Here is a 17686-nt window from a genome sequence, read left to right as displayed (position 1 = left end):
ATAATCTCATTGTATATAAGAGGTTATTATCTAAATAAGAGACATCTTTAAACCCGTTCGTAAATCAAATTTGGTTTGATAACCGGGAACAGGAGGCATATGAGAGAAAGGTTTCATCACTTCACGTTTTCTATAATCTTTTGCTCCCCAATTAATATTAAGTTTTATATTATTGCTCTTTTGGTATTTCAATTAACTTTTTTAAAGTAACTCTTTATTTATTGTTTATCACCGAATAATTTTCTATCTCACCAGAATTAATTTTTTGGATTTCACTTAAAGAAAGCTGAAATGCCCCGTAAACATCATCAATATAAACAAGATCGATTATCTGATCACCAGGCGACAAATCTAATAATGTCTTACTTTTTGCAGCTTTATTCAATAATGAAATTAATTGATTACGTTTATTCACTGTACCGTAGGTATCAAACGTATCATGTTAATAGTAGAAACATTTTCAGCTTTAACATAACATTTCAGAATGTCTTTGAATGCCTGTTTGTTTACTGCATAAAGATTAATAGGGTTAAATGATTCCGAGTGACAAGATGCAGCAAAGTGCCCTCATTAATTATTTTTTCACTCCCGTTAACTGTTTATTAGTTTATCGATATCCTGAAATTGATGATACGATAAAAAACATAATGCTAAATATATCACAATATCGGGGGTTACCAGTTTTATGATGTCAGATAAGGATTGTTCATGTAACGAAAATAAAATTGCTGAAGAGAGTAGAAACTGAATATCTAGATCCACTATGTCAGAGAGAAAAAGATTATAAATAGAGAGATCTTGAGAAATAGAAAGATAATTAGCAAAATTCGATCTATATACCCTGTAATACTAGTCATTAATATTTTTATATTAAAGATATTTTCTAAAAATAGGTTTGAAGGAATTAAAATGACTGAGCTGTTGATCTCTTTCAGAAAGAATCAGATTATCTACTGGTCATTTAAAACAAAATAAATCCTATTTAATCTCATGTATCATGAGCAGGTGAATAAAAAGAAGTCGTTTTATATTTCATGACACTATTATCTTTTAGGCAAAGATACCCGTGATCGATACTTTTCTCTACATGAAGACTTTTTCCACTGCTGGGATTTAATATAAAACTCATAAAATGACCATAGTTTTTTGAAGCTTCCCTAAGATCCAGTAAAACGTTTAACACTTCTCCCATAGGAGAATAAACTAATTTATCATGTGATGCAGGATAAACCTGAAAATACATTCCACGAATAATATCTTTTTTTGAGACAGTATGAAACTCTGCAGCAGTAGACAAAGTTAGGCCTGCATGATTAAAATTCTCTTCATGATAGGTTTTTATGAAGTGTCCTCTCTTATCTTGAAACGGAACAGATTCAATTAAATAGCAGCCTTTAATTTTTAATTCAGTTATATTCATAGATATTTAATATGTTACGCATAAAATATGCGTTAAATTGATTCACAATATCATCAGATATTCCCCATTTAATTATGGATAATTTATAATTTATATAATCATCAATTTCATTGATCGTTTTATCCCACATATCTTTTCTTTTTAGCCATGCTTGATACCATTTTACGATACGATTTAATGTCGTATCAAGGTTCCAACCTGGTTGCCAACCCAATTACATTTTTACTTTCTAAAAATTAAGTTTAAGGTAGTGCGCTTCGTGAGGGTGCTCGCTATTATCTATTTGTCAACGCGCCTTACCAGCCCAGAGCGATTCCATTTTTTACGGTCATGGCATCAGATTCAAGCGGACCAAAATTCCACGTTTGAGCATATTTTTCTCCTTCTTGATAGAGTTTTTCAGCCACTAAAGGTAGCCTAACAAAAGCTCGAGCACATGCTGCCAATGGCGAATGGCATGAGGATGACGGATTATGAGAAGTTTATCACTAGAAAACGCGAGAAAAATCTCCGGTACGATACGATCCTGCGCCTAATAACCACCCCCAATCACATTCCCTGCGCGCGCTGTCACGATTGCTAAGATGCCTTTCTTGGAATTAAAAAAAGAGTGACGATAAGCAGCCGTCACCAACTCTAAACATCCTTTTCTGTTTGAATAATGATCAAGACCGCCAATCGGCTCATTTTCGTGATAGGCCCCATACCAATTCTTTTTTCATAACATTTGTCACTGATAATATTGATCACTGCTTTGATGCTATCCAACTGTCGAACCGCTTCTAGAAGATAAAGCATACCCATGACATTCGTTTCTTAAGTGGCAATAGGATTCAGGATAAGAGTGACTTACTAAAGGTTGAGCAGGGAGATAAAAAACAATATTAGGGTTAAATTGAAGAAGTGAGGGTGATATTTTTTAATAGTCACGAATATTACCGAGTTCAGAGGTCATCTTTTCTACTATATCTGCGATATGAAATAAAGCTGACTCAGCAGGGGCGGCCAAAGTATAACCATTGACCTCCTCTACACCCATATTGTGCAGCAAAAGGCTTAACCAACCTCCTGTAAATCTAGTATTTCCAGTAATAAAAATCCGTTTTACATTCCAAAATTTTTTATCGGTTATTTGTATATTTCCATACTGTCCAGGGCTCTTTCTCGCTCTTCCAAAGCCATTGCAGATAGGTTTTATCACGCAAGGTATCCATGGATTGCTAAAAGTTAGTATGTTCATAGGCCATTAATGCGCCGTTTGAGGAGAGAGTCATAGAGGATTCTGTTCATAAATTGATGAGTCACTTTGAATGAGATCGAAAATTTTGGGAGAGAGAACAAAATATCCCCTATTGATCATCGCCCCATCTCCTTTCAGTTTTTCTTAAAAGCGATAGATTTTTTCTTCTCTAATATCTAATTCTCCAAAACGTCTGGGTGTAAAAGTGGCCGTCAATGTCGCTTGTTGATGATAATTTTTATGGAAATGAATTAATGCTTTGATATTAATCTCGTAAGACCATCACCATAAGAATCCCCTTCCACGTCATGGTATTTTCTACGGCATCTACCCTGTTCTCACTCATTGAGAAGCTGATATCAGACATATGGAGAAAGTAATTCTCAAAATATTCTTTAATGAGATAGTCTTTATAACCACAACAGATAATAAAATTATGAATGCATCATAAGAATACGGTTTCATAATATGCTAGAGCATAGGCGTAGTGCCTATTTCTACAATCGGGTTAGGCTTTATGCCCGCCTCTTCACTGAGGCGCGTTTCTAATTCACCCGACAGAATTACTTCTTTCATTTTCATCTCTGGTTAATTAGTCAATTTTTAAAGGATTATTTATATTACGTTACCAGGTTGTGGAAATATATAGAAGAAGATACGGGGTAGAGATAAAATAGAGGTTTTCTATAACGGGAGAGCAAGGCGTGTCTTAATGGCATTTCAACAGCCAACATGTCTTTTTTAGATAATGAGCCAAGTAAATTTTTGAGTCTTGATTTATCGGCTGCCATAATTTGATTAGTCATAGTTTTACTTTCTTTTTCAGACATTTGTATTATGGTTTCTCTTGGGTAAATTCGATCTACATTGCTGGTAATCTGGCACTACTAACACACGCGATAAATGACGATTTGCGGAGTCCTTGCTCACGCAGCAGGCTCAAATTCAACCCACTAAATATCACCGCGCGCTTCATCGATATCTCTGTTTAACCTATTACACTATTCTATTGCGTCTGCCTCTCGTAAGACATCAGCGGCTATCTCTTCTAACCATCATCAAATGAATTATTCATAACATGAGGATAAACAAGCTTCTTTTTATGCAAGCTTTTATGAATATTTTTTCCGTCCCTCTATACATCAAACCCGCTAAAACCAATACTATGCTAATCAATAAAGCACAGGTGATTAATACAAAAATAGCGTGAGTAAAATATTTAGGTATCGATTAATACCCAAAATAAGCGAACGCTAAAAATAATAGCAGCCAGATGGACCACTTAAGAGTACGTAGAAGATCGAATTCATACCCTATTTCCCTTAATCCCTGTAAGCTCGCAAGCACCATAACCCAGTAACTGATCGAGATAGAAAGCGAAATGCCAATCATCCCCCATGAAAGATGAAAAGAAAAATACTCTTCAGAATCACATTGGTAATAAGGCTTAACAGCGTGCGCCATAACATTAAGAGAATTTCACGTTCTACTGGAAAAACTTGAGCGAATGGTTTGTTAAGAAAAACAGGTAAAATTACACCACTATAAGCCATTAAAGCAATCGAAATACTTTAAGTTTCTGCAACCGTAAATAATCCCCGCTCTAATAGAGCTCTCACCATGGTTTTTCCCGCCACTATAATTAATAGCGTTGCCAAAACATAAGTAAGTAACCAGCGATAACAAATCATCTATTTTTTGACTCGTTCTTTTTTGTCTGATTGCTCGGCGATCAGAGTGATAAAAGTATTGTCTGATCCGATCAGACTAGGGAGTAAATCGGTGATGATCGTCGCATAAAATGAAGCTTAGTCCATGCCGACCGTTAAAAATGAAACAAATAACTGATCAGTGAAAGTATAAAAATATTATGTGCCTTGTAAAACAAGTAGACCAGGTTCTAACACCAGTGATTGGAGAACCATAGATGAAAAGGGTTGCTGAGCAGGAGGACAAAACGCCATGCTCTGCTTAAGAGGTATAAAAACGTCTCTATGACACCCATACTATAAGACAAGAATAAAACGTGATGATAGTTATAAAAGTAGGCAATACAAATCATCGTTATCAGCGATAACAAAAATTCTCCTTGATACAAAGGCGAAATAAAAAAAGCATCACGCTGTGCATTTAAACCGATAATAGCCGCTATGATATGATGATGTGTTTTGTTAAGCCCGATAATCTTACCAACCCTCTTCAGAAAACGGTGGTATTAATAGATTTTAAAAGACTCAGGTTTCATTAGATCTCTTTAAATACGCTACTGCCCTTAGCTATAATTGACCAATGTAGCGAGGGTGTAACTGTTAATGTTTATAAACAATCACAGGAAAACCCATGGCAGAGTACGTGAATATGTTTGATGCTCTGAGCTGGTAAGCATTTTTAATGCTTTATCAGTGTAGGGCGTTAACCATAACTCCCAGATAAAACGGGACTGATAGGTCATCATAATTTTGTTGTTGTGGAACGCTAAAGCTGTGCTGAGTGCACGATATGTGTCTTCATAGCGCTTTAGATAATCATCCGTTAAGCGGACATAACATTGATGAATACCATGAAAAGAAAGCAATCATTTATCTGGTTGGCTATATTTTTCAGAATAACGTGCGATACTTTGTTTTAGTGCATTAATATTAGGAGAGTGGTAAGCATAATTATGAATAAAGTAACTTGAGGGTGAATATCGATATTTTTTAAAATGCCAGACACCGCATTCAAAACAGAATCACAGGTAGTCGTGAAATATTGTAGATAAAGCGGCAATACCACTAGTTTTGTAATCCATTGAGTGATGAATTGGTTAATCCCGTCATCTAAAGAAGGAGAGCCATAGCTCATCACTAATTCTAGGGGGGTATCTGGTAAGCGTGTTGCCAATGCTTTTTGCTGGCGACAGCTATAAACCAATAATGAAGAACCTTCAGTCGTCCATATGGATTGATATAGTTTAACGACTTGTCTAGAACGAAAGGGTAAAACGCTGGGCTGAAAAATGGAGACCATAAAATAGGGAAAGTATTTATTACCCTTCGATCACTAAAAAATTGTTTAAGATAGCATCTAATAGCAGGAATAGTAGGGGTATCTAGAGTGCCTAAATTCACTAAAAGTACGCCCAGTTTACTTTTTACCACCTATTTTCCTCATGATATGAACTAGTTGCCTACATTTCATGGGCATACCATCTATCGTCATACGTGATTGCAACAATAGTGATCAAAAAAGACGGGGGGCTATGCACGAGGTCAGCTAGCTAAAGAAGTTATCTTTTAGCTGAGAGATAGGTTTTTAGCAATACCCGTAACTCATTAATTTTTTATATCTTCTATTAAGCAATTTCAAAGAATCAAACCTCTTCAAATATTCCAGATCTTTGATCAATCTCTCTTTAAGTGACTCCGACATTGCTTTAGGATCGCGGTGTGCACTTCCCAAAGGTTCAGGGAGCACGGTATCAATCATTTTTAATTCTTTGAGGCGCCGCGCGGTGATCCCCATCCTTTCTGCTGCAACTGAGGCTTTATCGGCGCTTTTCCATAAAATAGACGCACAGCCTTCAGGCGAAATCACAGAATAAGTACTGTACTGCAACATGTTCACGACATCACCAACAGCAATTGCCAAAGCACCGCCAGATCCTCCTTCACCAATAATCGTGCAAATAATAGGCGTTTTCAAACGTGACATTTCACGTAAATTTCGCGCGATGGCTTCAGACTGGCCCCTTTGTTCGGCACCAACACCTGGGTACGCTCCAGGCGTATCGATAAAGGTCAACAGTGGCAATCTAAAACGCTCGGCCATTTGCATCAAGCGCAACGCTTTGCGATATCCTTCAGGAGAAGGCATCCCAAAATTACGTCGAATTTTTTCTTTGGTTTCTCTCCCTTTCTGATGACCTATCACCATGACGGGCTTTTGATTCAGGCGCGCAATGCCGCCCACAATCGCTTTATCATCACCATAATGACGATCTCCCGCTAATTCTTCAAAATCCGTAAAAATATGCTCAATATAATCAAGCGTATAAGGGCGATTCGGATGACGAGCCAATTGAGCAATTTGCCAAGCAGAAAGATGAGAAAAAATTTTATGCGTGAGCTGAATACTTTTATCACGCAATTTTTGAATCTCTTCATCTAGATCAATATTGATGGGTTTTTCTTGACGGTTGATGACGGTTAAAGAATCGATTTTTGCTTCTAGCTCTACAATAGGCTGCTCAAAATCAAGAAAATTTAAATTTAAACTCATTATATTCTCGTTTTAGTCAAATTCTAGTTGTACCTGCTGATGACCGATTAAATTACGTAAATCAATCAATAAGCGGTTGGTCGGTATGATATGCCAATTAGTACCAAAACGTAATTTAGCAGAGGCATTTTTTCCTTGATAATAAAAATGTATTTTGACATTTCCTGAACGAAAAGGTTCTAAAATGTCACGAAGTTTATCAAAAAATACTTTATTTACCTGTGTATGGTTAACTGAAATCGCAAGCGCCCGTACGTGTTTTTCACGGGCTTCACTGATGTCCATCAGTTTGTGGGCGATCATTTTTAGTCCATTATTAAAATCATCAAAACTGATCTGGCCTTTAGCAATTAGAATAAGGTCTTTTTGTAATAAATGCTGATATTTTTCGAATGCATCATTAAACAACATGATATCCAAATGTGCCGAACGATCATCAAGCTTACATATACCAATTCGCGCACCTCGTTTTGTAGTCATCACCTTTGCTGAGACCACAAATCCTGCCACAGTGATATTTTTACCCTTTGGAGTTGGGGAAAGATCTTGTAAACGATTTAATCCTACATAGTAACGAATTTCTTTTAAATACTGAGTAATAGGATGCCCCGTTAAGTAGAGCCCTAAGGTTTCACGTTCTCTATCCAGAACCATTTGCTGTTGCCATGGCGGTACTTGTGCGTAGGATTGCTCTATTTTTTTTGGATCTTGGGTAAGCACACCAAACATATCTGATTGCCCAATCAATTCGGCTTTAGCATGTTGTTCTGCGGCTTTGATTGCGTTTTGTAAAGCGTGCATTAATGCCGCTCTATGCGGGCCTAATCTATCCAGAGCCCCCGAGAAAATTAATTTTTCCAATACCCGACGATTTAATTTTTTAGTGGCTGTCCGCGCGCAGAAATCAAATAAATCTTTAAACTCTCCTCCTTTATCACGTGTTTCTAAGATACCTGCTATTGCACCTTCTCCGACCCCTTTAATGGCGCCCATCCCGTAGATAATTTCCCCCTGGGCGTTCACATGAAAGTGATAAAATCCACTGTTAATATCTGGCGGTAACATTTTAAGCCCCATGCGGGCGCATTCATCCGCCAGCACGACGATTTTATCCGTATTATCCATATCTGCTGTCATCACAGCTGCCATAAATTCAGCGGGATAATGTGTTTTAAGCCACAGTGTTTGATATGACAATAAAGCATAAGCAGCAGAATGTGATTTGTTAAACCCATAGCCGGCAAATTTTTCAACCAAATCAAAAATTTTCATAGCCAATTGGCCATCAATCCCCTTTTCTTTAGCCCCATTTTCAAAAATAGATCGCTGTTTTGCCATCTCAACAGGGTCTTTTTTGCCCATGGCACGCCTGAGTATATCCGCTTCCCCTAGAGAATAACCTGAAAGCACCTGAGCAATTTGCATGACTTGCTCTTGATATAAAATAATGCCGTACGTGGGTTCTAAGACGGGCTGTAAGCAAGGATGTTGCCGCTCAATATCAGGATAAGAAATAGCTTCACGCCTCTGTTTGCGATCAATAAAATTATCTACCATGCCCGATTGTAATGGGCCTGGACGAAATAAAGCGACTAGCGCGATGATGTCCTCAAAACAGTCAGGCTTTAAGCGTTTTATTAAATCTTTCATGCCTTTGGATTCAAGCTGAAAGATGGCGGTCGTTTCAGATCGCTGTAGCACCTCAAAGCTTTTTGGATCGTTGAGTGGAATCAAAGAGATCTCAATAGGCTGTGCGCCTTGAATGGTGCTGTGTTGATTAATCATCTCAACGGCTTTGTGGATCACAGTCAAAGTACGTAAACCGAGAAAATCGAACTTCACCAATCCCACATATTCGATGTCATTTTTATCAAATTGCGTCACCGGATTTTGGCCTTGAGAATCGAAATATAAAGGGGTAAAATCAGTCATTTTTGTCGGCGCGATCACTACACCTCCTGCGTGTTTACCCGCATTACGAGTGACACCTTCTAGCTTACGCGCCATATCTAGCAAACTTCGAACTTCTTCATCCGCTTCATATGCTTTTGTTAATTCAGGCTCTGCTATAAACGCTTTTTCTAACGTCATCCCGAGATCTAAAGGGATTAGTTTTGCGATCCTGTCAACGAAACTGTATGGATGGCCGAGCACTCTCCCCACATCACGTATTGCCGCTTTGGCAGCCATGGTACCAAAAGTGATAATCTGTGAAACGGATTCTCGTCCGTACATGTCCGTGACATGTTCTATCACCGCATCCCGTTTTTCCATGCAAAAATCCACATCAAAATCAGGCAAAGAAATACGTTCAGGATTTAAAAAACGTTCAAAAATCAAATCGAATTCAATGGGATCAATATCTGTAATTTGCAGCGCATAGGCAACTAAAGAGCCAGCTCCAGAGCCTCGGCCTGGGCCAACAGGAATGTGATTGTTTTTTGCCCATTGAATAAATTCCATCACAATCAAAAAATACCCGGGGAAGCCCATTTCATTGATGACTTGAAGTTCCAACGCTAAACGCTGATCGTAGGCACCGCGTTTTTGTTTGCGTATTTCAGGATCAGAGAAAAGAAAATATAAGCGTTTTTCCAGTCCTTCTTGAGATCGCGAGATCAAAAAATCCTCTGTGCTTATCTTTCCTGTTGGGTATTTTGGGAAGAAATATTCCCCTAAACGAAGATTAAGATTACAGCGTTTTGCGATTTCAACACTGTTTGTTAAAGCTTCTGGGATATCTGAAAAGAGTTCACACATGTCTTGTTCAGAGCGCATAAATTGTTGTGGGCTATAATTTTGCAGGCGTTTAGGATCATCTAAACTAAAGCCCGCATTAATAGCCACTCGAATTTCATGTGCATCAAAATCAGAGGGATCCATAAAACGAACATGATTCGTAGCGACAAGAGGTATGGCATGTTTTTCTGCAATGTTGATTGCAGAATGCAGATAAGATTCTTCGTCTGTGCGCCCGGTACGAGTTAGCTCAATATAATAGTTATCAGGAAAATGTGTTTGATAAAAATGGAGGCATTGATCTATCTGACTTTGATTTTTTCTGAGAATGAATTGCCCAAGATCGCCCATTTTTGCTCCTGAAAGCAGAATTAGCCCTTCTTTGTGTTTGATAAGCCAATGGCGGTCAATCATCGGCCCGAGAGAGCCATATCCTCGTTGATAGGCCGCAGATATTAACAGCGTGATATTGTGATAACCCTTTTTATTGCGAGCCAATAGGGTGAGATGAGTAAAAGTATTCTCCATGGCAGAGCTTTGAACATAAAAATCCGCGCCAATAATAGGTTTAATACCTATTTTATGGGCAGCCCCATAAAATTTAATCAAACCACAAAAATTACTAAAATCGGTGAGGGCAAGTGCAGGCATACCGAACGTTGCTGCTTTTTGCACCAAAGGATTAATCTTAGTTAATCCATCTATCATGGAGTAATCGCTGTGCACACTCAAATGTATAAAACGAGGATCGGTCATCTCAACTTGATCTCAATAAAATTAAAAAGGTCTATTTAATACCTAAATATTTATGCATTTGTAGGGATAAGCGCCAATTACGCTCGATACAGGTGTCAATACAAAGTTGAGTCGCTGACTTTTTTGGCTAACCGGTTGTAAACTGATGATTCTTTTTTTACGATCTTTTAAATTGACGATTAAAGCATCCAATGTTTCAATGTCACGCTTTCGAGAAACCACATGCTTTAATTCAACCGCTCTCTACAAAGCCTGATGCTGTATTTTAAATCTTCCTCGTATATTGATTTTCAAGGAAACCTTCACTCAGCAAGAGGGGTGCAGTATACGAGATGAGTGCCGCTAGTTTCAATTTGGAAAATAGCCTTTTTGTTCTAACAGTTGTGTTAAAGGTTTTAAATCATAGAGATAGGGTTCACCTCTTGTGATCACAACTTGAGAAGTTTGATATCCTTGTATACGAATGACGGCTAATAGCTTCTGTTGCTGCTCGTTTTTTCTCTCAAGTGTGTTTAGTGTCTCCCCACTACGACCCACATGGCAACCTTGCAAACGAATAAAAATGGCGGGAGTGTCCGTAAAATGCCCTTCTCCTTGGAACGTCTGACATAGGGTAAAGCATGAATTTCTCTCGTCATTAGAACTTATAAGATCATTTGACATCAGAGCTTTTATTTAGTATGGCTAAATAATTTGCAGGATTGAATTCTGGAAAAGAAATTTTAATGAGGGAGACACGATTTTGATGATCATACTTCAATAAGAGAATCTTTGAAAGATCCGACGGTACTCAAAAAACACCTTCTGATAAGCGTATTAAAAGTATTTTCAGGAAGCGTTACTGAACACAGTGAGCATGATGTCAGAGTGCAAAGTAGGATTTTTCGTAAAATGAGTTCCATTATTGGATAGAAATTGACTCATCCCCTGTTTTAACAGCCCAGCCTCATTTTGATGCGAGTTAGCCCCTGTGGAAACGATGAATCAACTTCAGGCTTTAACACATCTTCAGACGGTGCAGTTACTTCATCAGATGAGTCTTCAGCATCCTTTTTTGTTGGTGTTGGTTATAAAAAAGCGTGAAATCCTTCATTTGAATGCGTTTCAAGCCAATTTTTAAAGGGGTTTACTATGCTTTATCATAAATTTTTTGTATTTTTTAAAAATTCTTCCTTATGTTCTTCAACCATATTTTTTGTATCATCAAATAGTGCATCTATAACATTCGGAAACATATCCTAAAAATAAACAATAAGAGTTGGCCCTGTAATATAATAGTTTAGGTTATTGTTCACCAAAAACTAATCGCTTAAAATGTTTTTTATTGTCAAAATTTTATTGATTAATTCCTGTTAAATTAATTTTCGAAAATATTGATTTAATTTCTCTTAAATTAAATTGCGATGTGTTAAAATAGTTTAATTTATTTTTAATTTCTTGAATATTTTCAATTAAATCATTATGATGGTAAAATTTTTCTATCGTAAAATTTTTACTTTTTTGAAAAAAAACCTTTAATATCTTAATATTTTTTGGTTATAAATAAATTAGAATAAAGAGAGATTTTTTACAGTACCGTCTTTATTGATGAGATCTCCTTCTTTTGAAGGAGACTTTGTTTCTATTTTTTAAAAATGTGTATAAATTCTGAATTTGGGTCTACACTATTTTTATTTTTTTGCTATTTTCAATAATCCATCTTCTCTAAGATGCAGGAATGTTATTTTCTGTACAGAATCAATTTCTTTTTCAATAGTGAAGGATTTCATTTCATTTTTTAGCAACTCCTTCATATAATTTTTTATTTTGTTTTACTGTAATCAATTTATCAATCATTTTTTAATAAATTAATTGATAAAACTTACCGGCAAGTTATTTGAGTCTTATAATACTTCGTATTATTTCTTGTGCTTGTAGATGCGTTATTTTTTGATATGAAATTTTTATTTCTCTCAAATCTTTTGAACAAGGATGTAAGTGATGATTAATTTTACCTTTCTAATACGCTAATACGCTAATACGCTAATACGCTAATACGATATTTATATCATTTTTATTTTTCATTGAATAATTTAAAATATATTTAGAGAGCTTACCTATTTAGGGATGCTGGTTAGAGCCTCATCCTGAAGACAGATAATGCGTGTTCGTATTCATCAGCTAGCAGTAAGTTGATTTTAAAGAACGCGCTTATTTATTATGTGAAAAACCAGAGGTAATAGGATAACGCCTATCTTTGGAGAAATTTCGAGCGGTGATTCGTGGGCCCACAGGAGATTGACGTCTTTTATATTCGTTGCGATCCACTAATGAAATCACATGCCGAACTACCTCTTCTTCAAATCCTTCTTCTATCAGAGATACGACGGATCGATCTTGCTCAACATAGCCTTCCAGAATCGCATCAAGTATGGCGTAGGGCGTTAAGCTGTCCGTATCAAGCTGATTGGCTTTAAGCTCCGCAGAAGGAGGTCTTAAGATCACTTTTTTTGGAATCACCTCAGACAGGGTATTGCGGTATTTTGCTAAAGAAAATACCCAGGTTTTCGGGACGTCTTTCAGCACATTAAAGCCCCCTGCCATATCTCCATAAAGTGTCGAATAACCGACTGCCGTTTCACTTTTATTGCTTGTGGTGAGCACAAGCTCACCGAGCTGATTGGATAAACCCATCAGCAACATACCCCTGCAACGTGCCTGTAAGTTTTCTTGCGTGATGTCTTTGAGATCTTCTTTAAGAAGTCCTTTGAGGCTTGATAAAAACGCCTCAAAAATCGGTTCGATAGACAATATTTCAAATGTGACGCCTAAATTTTTGGCTTGAGTTTGAGCATATATCACACTGTCTCTTAGAGTATAACGTGACGGCATCATATAGACTCGTACCTTGCTTTTCCCTAAGGCGTCTACAGCGATAGCCAATGTCAGTGCGGAGTCTATGCCACCAGATAAACCCATCAAAACACCTTGAAACCCATTTTTTTTCACATAATCGCGCAGCGCCATCACTAAGGCTTGATATTCTTCAGAAAAAGGCTCATGCGGATTGATCTTTAGTGATTTTGTTTTTATCTGATTTGCTTTCCATTCGCATAAAAATGTTTTTTCAGAAAAAGCGGGCAATTCAAGCACTGTTTCGCCTGTTTTATTCAATACTTGAGAACGCCCATCAAAAATCAGTTCGTCTTGCCCCCCTACCTGATTGAGATAGATCAATGGCAAATCAGTACGAAGACAATGTTGTGATAGCATATTTTGACGTTTTTGATATTTTTTTTGATCATAGGGAGAGGCATTAATAGATAACAATATTTCCGCCCCAGCTGCTTTAGCAGAATCCACAGGGCCTGCATGCCAAAGATCTTCACAAATTAGCAGGCCTAGACGGTAGCCTTTAAATGCCAGTATCTGAGTTGTTTTTCCTGCGCTAAAATAACGTGCTTCATCAAATACACCGTGATTTGGAAGGTATTGTTTATAATAGCGCGCTAAGAGTTTCCCCTCAGAAAAAACAGACAACGCATTATGCAGTCGACCTTTTTCTCGAAAAGGATGCCCTAACAAAAATGATACCTCGTGTGATGCTTTTTGCAAACGCAATAATTGAGTTTCACAGGAATGGTAAAAATCATCACGGAATAACCAATCTTCCGGGGGGTACCCTGACAAGGCGAGCTCGCTAAATAGCACTAAATCTGCTTGATTTTTTTGTTCTTGCAAGACATTTAATATAAGCTCCGTGTTGCCTTTGATGTCGCCCACGCAAAAATTGAGCTGTGCTAAAGCGATGGAAATTGATTTACTCATATCAGTTGTATGGCTCTTTAAAATAATTCGTGTTGAGTGAATAGCACGATCATGGTTTATAAAATTCGGGGCGCATGAGAATAAAGATAGTTAATCGCCCTCATGATTTTACCCACTCTAAATAACAGTGGGGCTCTCCTTGTTTTGCTTCTCCTTTTTGAGTTACGAAAACTTCGGCGGCAGCGATCAGTGTTTCGTTGAAGTACAACAAAGGGATCCGTTTTCTTTCCCATGGTGGTATCCCAAGTTCTTGCCATAATTTTTTGCTATGTCGTGATCTGTCTCGGCCTAGTATTTTGATGTTTCCGGTTAATCGAAAACGAATGCTGATCACTTCATTTTTTTTAGGTACTCGTATTACTTGACCTTCGCTTCTATAAGGAGTGCATTTTAGTTCTCCTAAATGATCTGGTAATACGAGTGTGTTCTCGCTCTCAGGCGTGAAAGGCCATTTCATAGAAAAAATCGAGGGGCATGATTGAGATTGATTGTTTGATTTTAATAAATAAAGATGCTCGCGGAATCGTCGAATTTGATATTCCCCGCATTGCAAATAAGGCTGAGCATCCGATTTTGCCAAAGCCACTTCTTTCCAGAGCCGGGTTAATTGATCTCGTGAAGGCATAAGAACTTTTTTAGTATCTAACCAACGGCGTAATAAAGCGTTGCGTTTCACTTCAGAACAGGCAGCCAATCCCGTAATGGAAAGCGTTCCTGCTTGAGATTGTAATTGACATAGTTGTTCAGAAAGTAATTCGTCGAGTAATGTTTCCTGCTCTGCACATAGGGCTGCGCTTCTGGAGGTGCATTCAAGAAAATAAGGCCAACGCCCGGTTAATAAAGGTAAAATGTGCCGACGCAAAAAATTACGATCAAAGCGATCATTTTGATTGTCCTTGTCTTCCATCCATAAAATGCCTTTTTCTATGGCGTAAAGTTGTAAACTATGTCTTGAAAATGAAAGTTGGGGTCGTAACAATTGGCTTTGACCTAAAGGCATGGCGAGGGGCATCCCAGATAAACCAGCGGGACCGCTGCCTCGTTTTAAGGCGAGCAAGACGGTCTCACACTGATCATTTTGATGATGTCCGGTCAACAAGACTTCATCTTTTTTTAATGCGTTTAAAAAAATCTGATAACGTACTGTTCTGGCAGCGGCTTCAATCCCTTTTCCTCTCGGATCTACCTCCATTTTGACTACTTCTAAGGGCACCTTCCATTGCTCGCATTGACTCTGGCAATGGCTTAATCGCTGATCGGCATCTTTAGCCCAATTTTCTTGGCGATGAATTAATTTTTCGTGGGTATGAATGGCTCTGATGTTCAATTTAAGATGATTTTGATCACGCAAACTCAGCAGGCCATGCAATAAGACGGTGGAATCAAGTCCGCCACTAAAAGCCACTAAAAATTTATGGTGTTTTTCAAGATTTTGCAGCAAGATAGTTAAAGAAAAAGAAGCCATTTTTTATAAATTTGAAAATATAGTGTCATAATATAGCAATTTTGTACTAATTCTGGGCAAAAATATATTGATGAAACCTGTGAAAATTCGTCTATTTAACCTCACAGGTGACAGTGTGATTATATACAACGTAAGCTTCTAAAAAAATAGAAAGAGAGGGGCTGCGATGAGATTACGTTTTATCATCCTCTGTAGACACTATAAAAGTTAAACCAGCAGATCAGTTGATCGCCCGGGAGCTACGCACGTGACTATAGGCTATAATAAAGCAAAATAGAGGTTTTAGTGTCTATTTTTTAGGATCAGAGGAATGTATGGTTATTCCAATTGACGTTATAAGATAGTTTTAATGATAATTATTCGTTGATCGCCAATTGCAAACTAGTTTTGGAGGTGATCGTCGTATTCTCACCCAGAAAGATAGACAGAGCTTGAATGCATTGACTCGTTTGTGTTATTTGCCATGGATATCCTAAACCACCATAGAGCCTCAAATTCTTTTTATTCCGTCCTGCAGAATATGGATCATAAAGAACGGTAGGACCGATTTCTGCTCGCAACGGATGAATAGGACCCCTCAAAATTTGCTGACCATAACCTAAGGTAAAAATTGAGCGACATTTATACAAATTAAATCGATCATTTAACCAGATCGTCTGACTACATAAATAATGTTCAGGCGTTCAATTGTAACGAGCACATGCTTTCATTAGATAAGTTTCTTCTGAGGAGCGTTGATCTTAAGAAGAATGATTGGCCGCGCTACCCAAAAAATCTGTATGACATAGACTATTTGAACCAAGTTATATTGGCTGCTACTGAGAGCGAAGAATTTTTGTGATGACCCGTTTGAGCTAAAAAATCCGCTGAAGCGGTCGCTTCAAAAGGTTTTTTTGCAGTTGCAGGATCATCCATAGAGGTAAAAATGCCATCCGCAAATGCGGTCTAAGATAAAAAGAGCGTATTAAAATAAGAATCAGTTCAGAGAGTTTTTTAAATTTTTTCATTAATATACCTAATACGTTAGTAATGAATAAATAATGAAATTTAAAAACACAAACAGCGACTGCTATTTGATTCTTTCCGTATTGTTTGAAAAATGTATGAATAAAATTTAAGTAACTGCGGCATTTTATCAAAAATAATGATAGTCAAAAAATGATATCCTGCCATTTTTTATGATTTTTTTGCCGCTGTTTTGATATACAGTCTATTTATTTTCACCAAAATGAACTTGGTTTCAGTGCATTCGTTTTATGGTGTTTCGGGTCATGTGTGCAAAGGTATGTTTGTCATCTGGTAAGAAGAAGGCATTAATATGTATTTTGAGGTAGATTGACTTTCGTGTAATATGATTTTTGGCATCAGGAGGAATGATGGGGTGTGTCTGAGTGCGATGTTTGATTTTGTATGGCTTATTGTTCGTCTTATTAAGCCTGTTTTAAAAAACCGACCTATAAGTCACCGGGAGCCGGATTACTTTGGCAAATTTTATGGTATATCCTGTTTAAGTTTATGGCTTACGTCATGAAGATTCTGTTTTAAATTTACTGACGTTCTTTTTAAGTCTTCTTTTTGTTTATCAAAAAGAAATGATTATTGAGAAGCCGAATTGAATTCGTTATTATTATCAATATTTTTCTTAGAAACCATAGTAAGAGTGTTGATTGTTTAACTGGATTTTATGTATTTGCTTTTAAAGCATGTTTCGAACCTTGTTCAAATCTTTTGAATCTCCATGGTTTTTTAAATTTTATTGTTCTGATAGATATTTGGTCTATTTTCTAATAATTACATTGATTTCAACGATTTTTCAGAACCGGGTTTTTCGATTTTAATTCAGTTATTTTAGTTATTAAATTCTTTTTTTAACAGAAGTTAATTTCTCATGAAATTAGATGAAATTATTCTCTCCGAGAGCATTTTTAGTATTCGCTAATTTCAGCTCTTAATGAATTGAATTTATTAATTGACCTGGCATTTACACCTGTAAATTTAT

12 protein-coding genes and 5 pseudogenes are annotated in these 17686 nt (G+C 37.1%); 1 reads left to right on the top strand and 16 read right to left on the bottom strand.

Features of this window, described 5'->3' with window-relative positions:
* Window positions 1-30: 30 nt before the first annotated feature.
* The 12 genes and pseudogenes from CICURV3402_RS01940 to queE all read right to left on the bottom strand — a co-directional run bounded on the left by CICURV3402_RS01940 (window position 31) and on the right by queE (window position 11078).
* Complete coding sequence (locus CICURV3402_RS01940) at window positions 31-192, bottom strand: hypothetical protein (RefSeq protein ID WP_187306894.1); 162 nt, start codon at window positions 190-192, stop codon at window positions 31-33.
* Between the two features lie 22 nt (window positions 193-214).
* Window positions 215-415, bottom strand: coding sequence for a hypothetical protein (locus CICURV3402_RS01935; RefSeq protein ID WP_158379616.1), 201 nt, complete (start codon window positions 413-415; stop codon window positions 215-217).
* Between the two features lie 573 nt (window positions 416-988).
* Window positions 989-1420: a dTDP-4-dehydrorhamnose 3,5-epimerase family protein gene (locus CICURV3402_RS01930; protein WP_235667581.1), complete on the bottom strand. Its 432-nt coding sequence runs from the start codon at window positions 1418-1420 to the stop codon at window positions 989-991.
* An 88-nt stretch (window positions 1421-1508) separates the two neighbouring features.
* Window positions 1509-2552: pseudogene (rfbG, locus tag CICURV3402_RS06395) on the bottom strand (CDP-glucose 4,6-dehydratase); the annotation flags it as partial.
* Window positions 2542-3236 (bottom strand): annotated as a pseudogene (locus CICURV3402_RS07490) (sugar phosphate nucleotidyltransferase). The pseudogenes rfbG and CICURV3402_RS07490, both read right to left, overlap by 11 nt.
* A 44-nt stretch (window positions 3237-3280) precedes the next feature.
* Window positions 3281-3538 carry a type II toxin-antitoxin system PemK/MazF family toxin gene (locus tag CICURV3402_RS01905; RefSeq protein WP_320410061.1) on the bottom strand — a complete coding sequence of 86 codons (258 nt, stop codon included), beginning with the start codon at window positions 3536-3538 and terminating at the stop codon, window positions 3281-3283.
* Window positions 3539-3890: 352 nt separating this feature from the next.
* Window positions 3891-4124 (bottom strand): hypothetical protein, encoded by a 234-nt coding sequence (locus tag CICURV3402_RS01900; RefSeq protein WP_158379614.1) that lies wholly within the window; start codon window positions 4122-4124, stop codon window positions 3891-3893.
* An 862-nt stretch (window positions 4125-4986) separates the two neighbouring features.
* A complete protein-coding gene (locus tag CICURV3402_RS07075) occupies window positions 4987-5235 on the bottom strand; it encodes a ferrochelatase (protein WP_268904279.1) in 249 nt (82 codons plus the stop codon).
* 50 nt (window positions 5236-5285) lie between these two features.
* A pseudogene (locus CICURV3402_RS07070) lies at window positions 5286-5770 on the bottom strand (ferrochelatase).
* A gap of 184 nt (window positions 5771-5954) precedes the next feature.
* On the bottom strand, window positions 5955-6920 hold the full coding sequence (gene accA, locus CICURV3402_RS01890; RefSeq protein ID WP_158379613.1) for an acetyl-CoA carboxylase carboxyl transferase subunit alpha: 966 nt from the start codon (window positions 6918-6920) through the stop codon (window positions 5955-5957).
* Window positions 6921-6932: 12 nt separating this feature from the next.
* Window positions 6933-10415: a DNA polymerase III subunit alpha gene (gene dnaE, locus CICURV3402_RS01885; protein WP_158379612.1), complete on the bottom strand. Its 3483-nt coding sequence runs from the start codon at window positions 10413-10415 to the stop codon at window positions 6933-6935.
* Between the two features lie 31 nt (window positions 10416-10446).
* Window positions 10447-11078 (bottom strand): annotated as a pseudogene (gene queE, locus CICURV3402_RS01880) (7-carboxy-7-deazaguanine synthase QueE).
* A 316-nt stretch (window positions 11079-11394) separates the two neighbouring features.
* Between queE and CICURV3402_RS01875 the strand changes: the two are divergent.
* Window positions 11395-11535, top strand: a complete 141-nt coding sequence (locus CICURV3402_RS01875) for a hypothetical protein (protein ID WP_187306893.1) — start codon at window positions 11395-11397, stop codon at window positions 11533-11535.
* A 1070-nt stretch (window positions 11536-12605) separates the two neighbouring features.
* Here the strand turns inward: CICURV3402_RS01875 and CICURV3402_RS01870 are convergent.
* The 4 genes and pseudogenes from CICURV3402_RS01870 to CICURV3402_RS07065 all read right to left on the bottom strand — a co-directional run bounded on the left by CICURV3402_RS01870 (window position 12606) and on the right by CICURV3402_RS07065 (window position 16602).
* Window positions 12606-14222, bottom strand: a complete 1617-nt coding sequence (locus tag CICURV3402_RS01870; RefSeq protein WP_158379611.1) for an NAD+ synthase — start codon at window positions 14220-14222, stop codon at window positions 12606-12608.
* A 100-nt stretch (window positions 14223-14322) separates the two neighbouring features.
* The gene (gene tilS / locus CICURV3402_RS01865; RefSeq protein ID WP_158379610.1) at window positions 14323-15687 is read right to left on the bottom strand and encodes a tRNA lysidine(34) synthetase TilS; all 1365 of its coding nucleotides are present in this window, start codon (window positions 15685-15687) and stop codon (window positions 14323-14325) included.
* Between the two features lie 356 nt (window positions 15688-16043).
* Window positions 16044-16355, bottom strand: a pseudogene (locus tag CICURV3402_RS06390) (DUF481 domain-containing protein); the annotation flags it as partial.
* Window positions 16356-16476: 121 nt separating this feature from the next.
* Window positions 16477-16602, bottom strand: a complete 126-nt coding sequence (locus CICURV3402_RS07065; RefSeq protein ID WP_268904278.1) for a hypothetical protein — start codon at window positions 16600-16602, stop codon at window positions 16477-16479.
* Window positions 16603-17686 lie beyond the last annotated feature (1084 nt).

Origin of the sequence: Candidatus Williamhamiltonella defendens, from assembly GCF_900699045.1 — a bacterium.
Classification (GTDB): domain Bacteria; phylum Pseudomonadota; class Gammaproteobacteria; order Enterobacterales; family Enterobacteriaceae; genus Hamiltonella; species Hamiltonella defensa_A.
Note: the sequence above shows the minus strand (reverse complement) of the source record. Positions and strands in the feature narration are given on the sequence as shown.

Excerpts from the sequence above, each read along its gene's own strand:
- tilS (WP_158379610.1), bottom strand. The coding sequence starts at position 15,687 with ATGGCTTCTTTTTCTTTAACTATCTTGCTGCAAAATCTTGAAAAACAC.
- CICURV3402_RS01900 (WP_158379614.1), bottom strand. The coding sequence starts at position 4,124 with ATGGCGCACGCTGTTAAGCCTTATTACCAATGTGATTCTGAAGAGTAT.
- CICURV3402_RS01870 (WP_158379611.1), bottom strand. The coding sequence starts at position 14,222 with ATGAGTAAATCAATTTCCATCGCTTTAGCACAGCTCAATTTTTGCGTG.
- CICURV3402_RS07065 (WP_268904278.1), bottom strand. The coding sequence starts at position 16,602 with ATGGATGATCCTGCAACTGCAAAAAAACCTTTTGAAGCGACCGCTTCA.
- accA (WP_158379613.1), bottom strand. The coding sequence starts at position 6,920 with ATGAGTTTAAATTTAAATTTTCTTGATTTTGAGCAGCCTATTGTAGAG.
- CICURV3402_RS01930 (WP_235667581.1), bottom strand. The coding sequence starts at position 1,420 with ATGAATATAACTGAATTAAAAATTAAAGGCTGCTATTTAATTGAATCT.
- CICURV3402_RS01875 (WP_187306893.1), top strand. The coding sequence starts at position 11,395 with ATGAATCAACTTCAGGCTTTAACACATCTTCAGACGGTGCAGTTACTT.
- dnaE (WP_158379612.1), bottom strand. The coding sequence starts at position 10,415 with ATGACCGATCCTCGTTTTATACATTTGAGTGTGCACAGCGATTACTCC.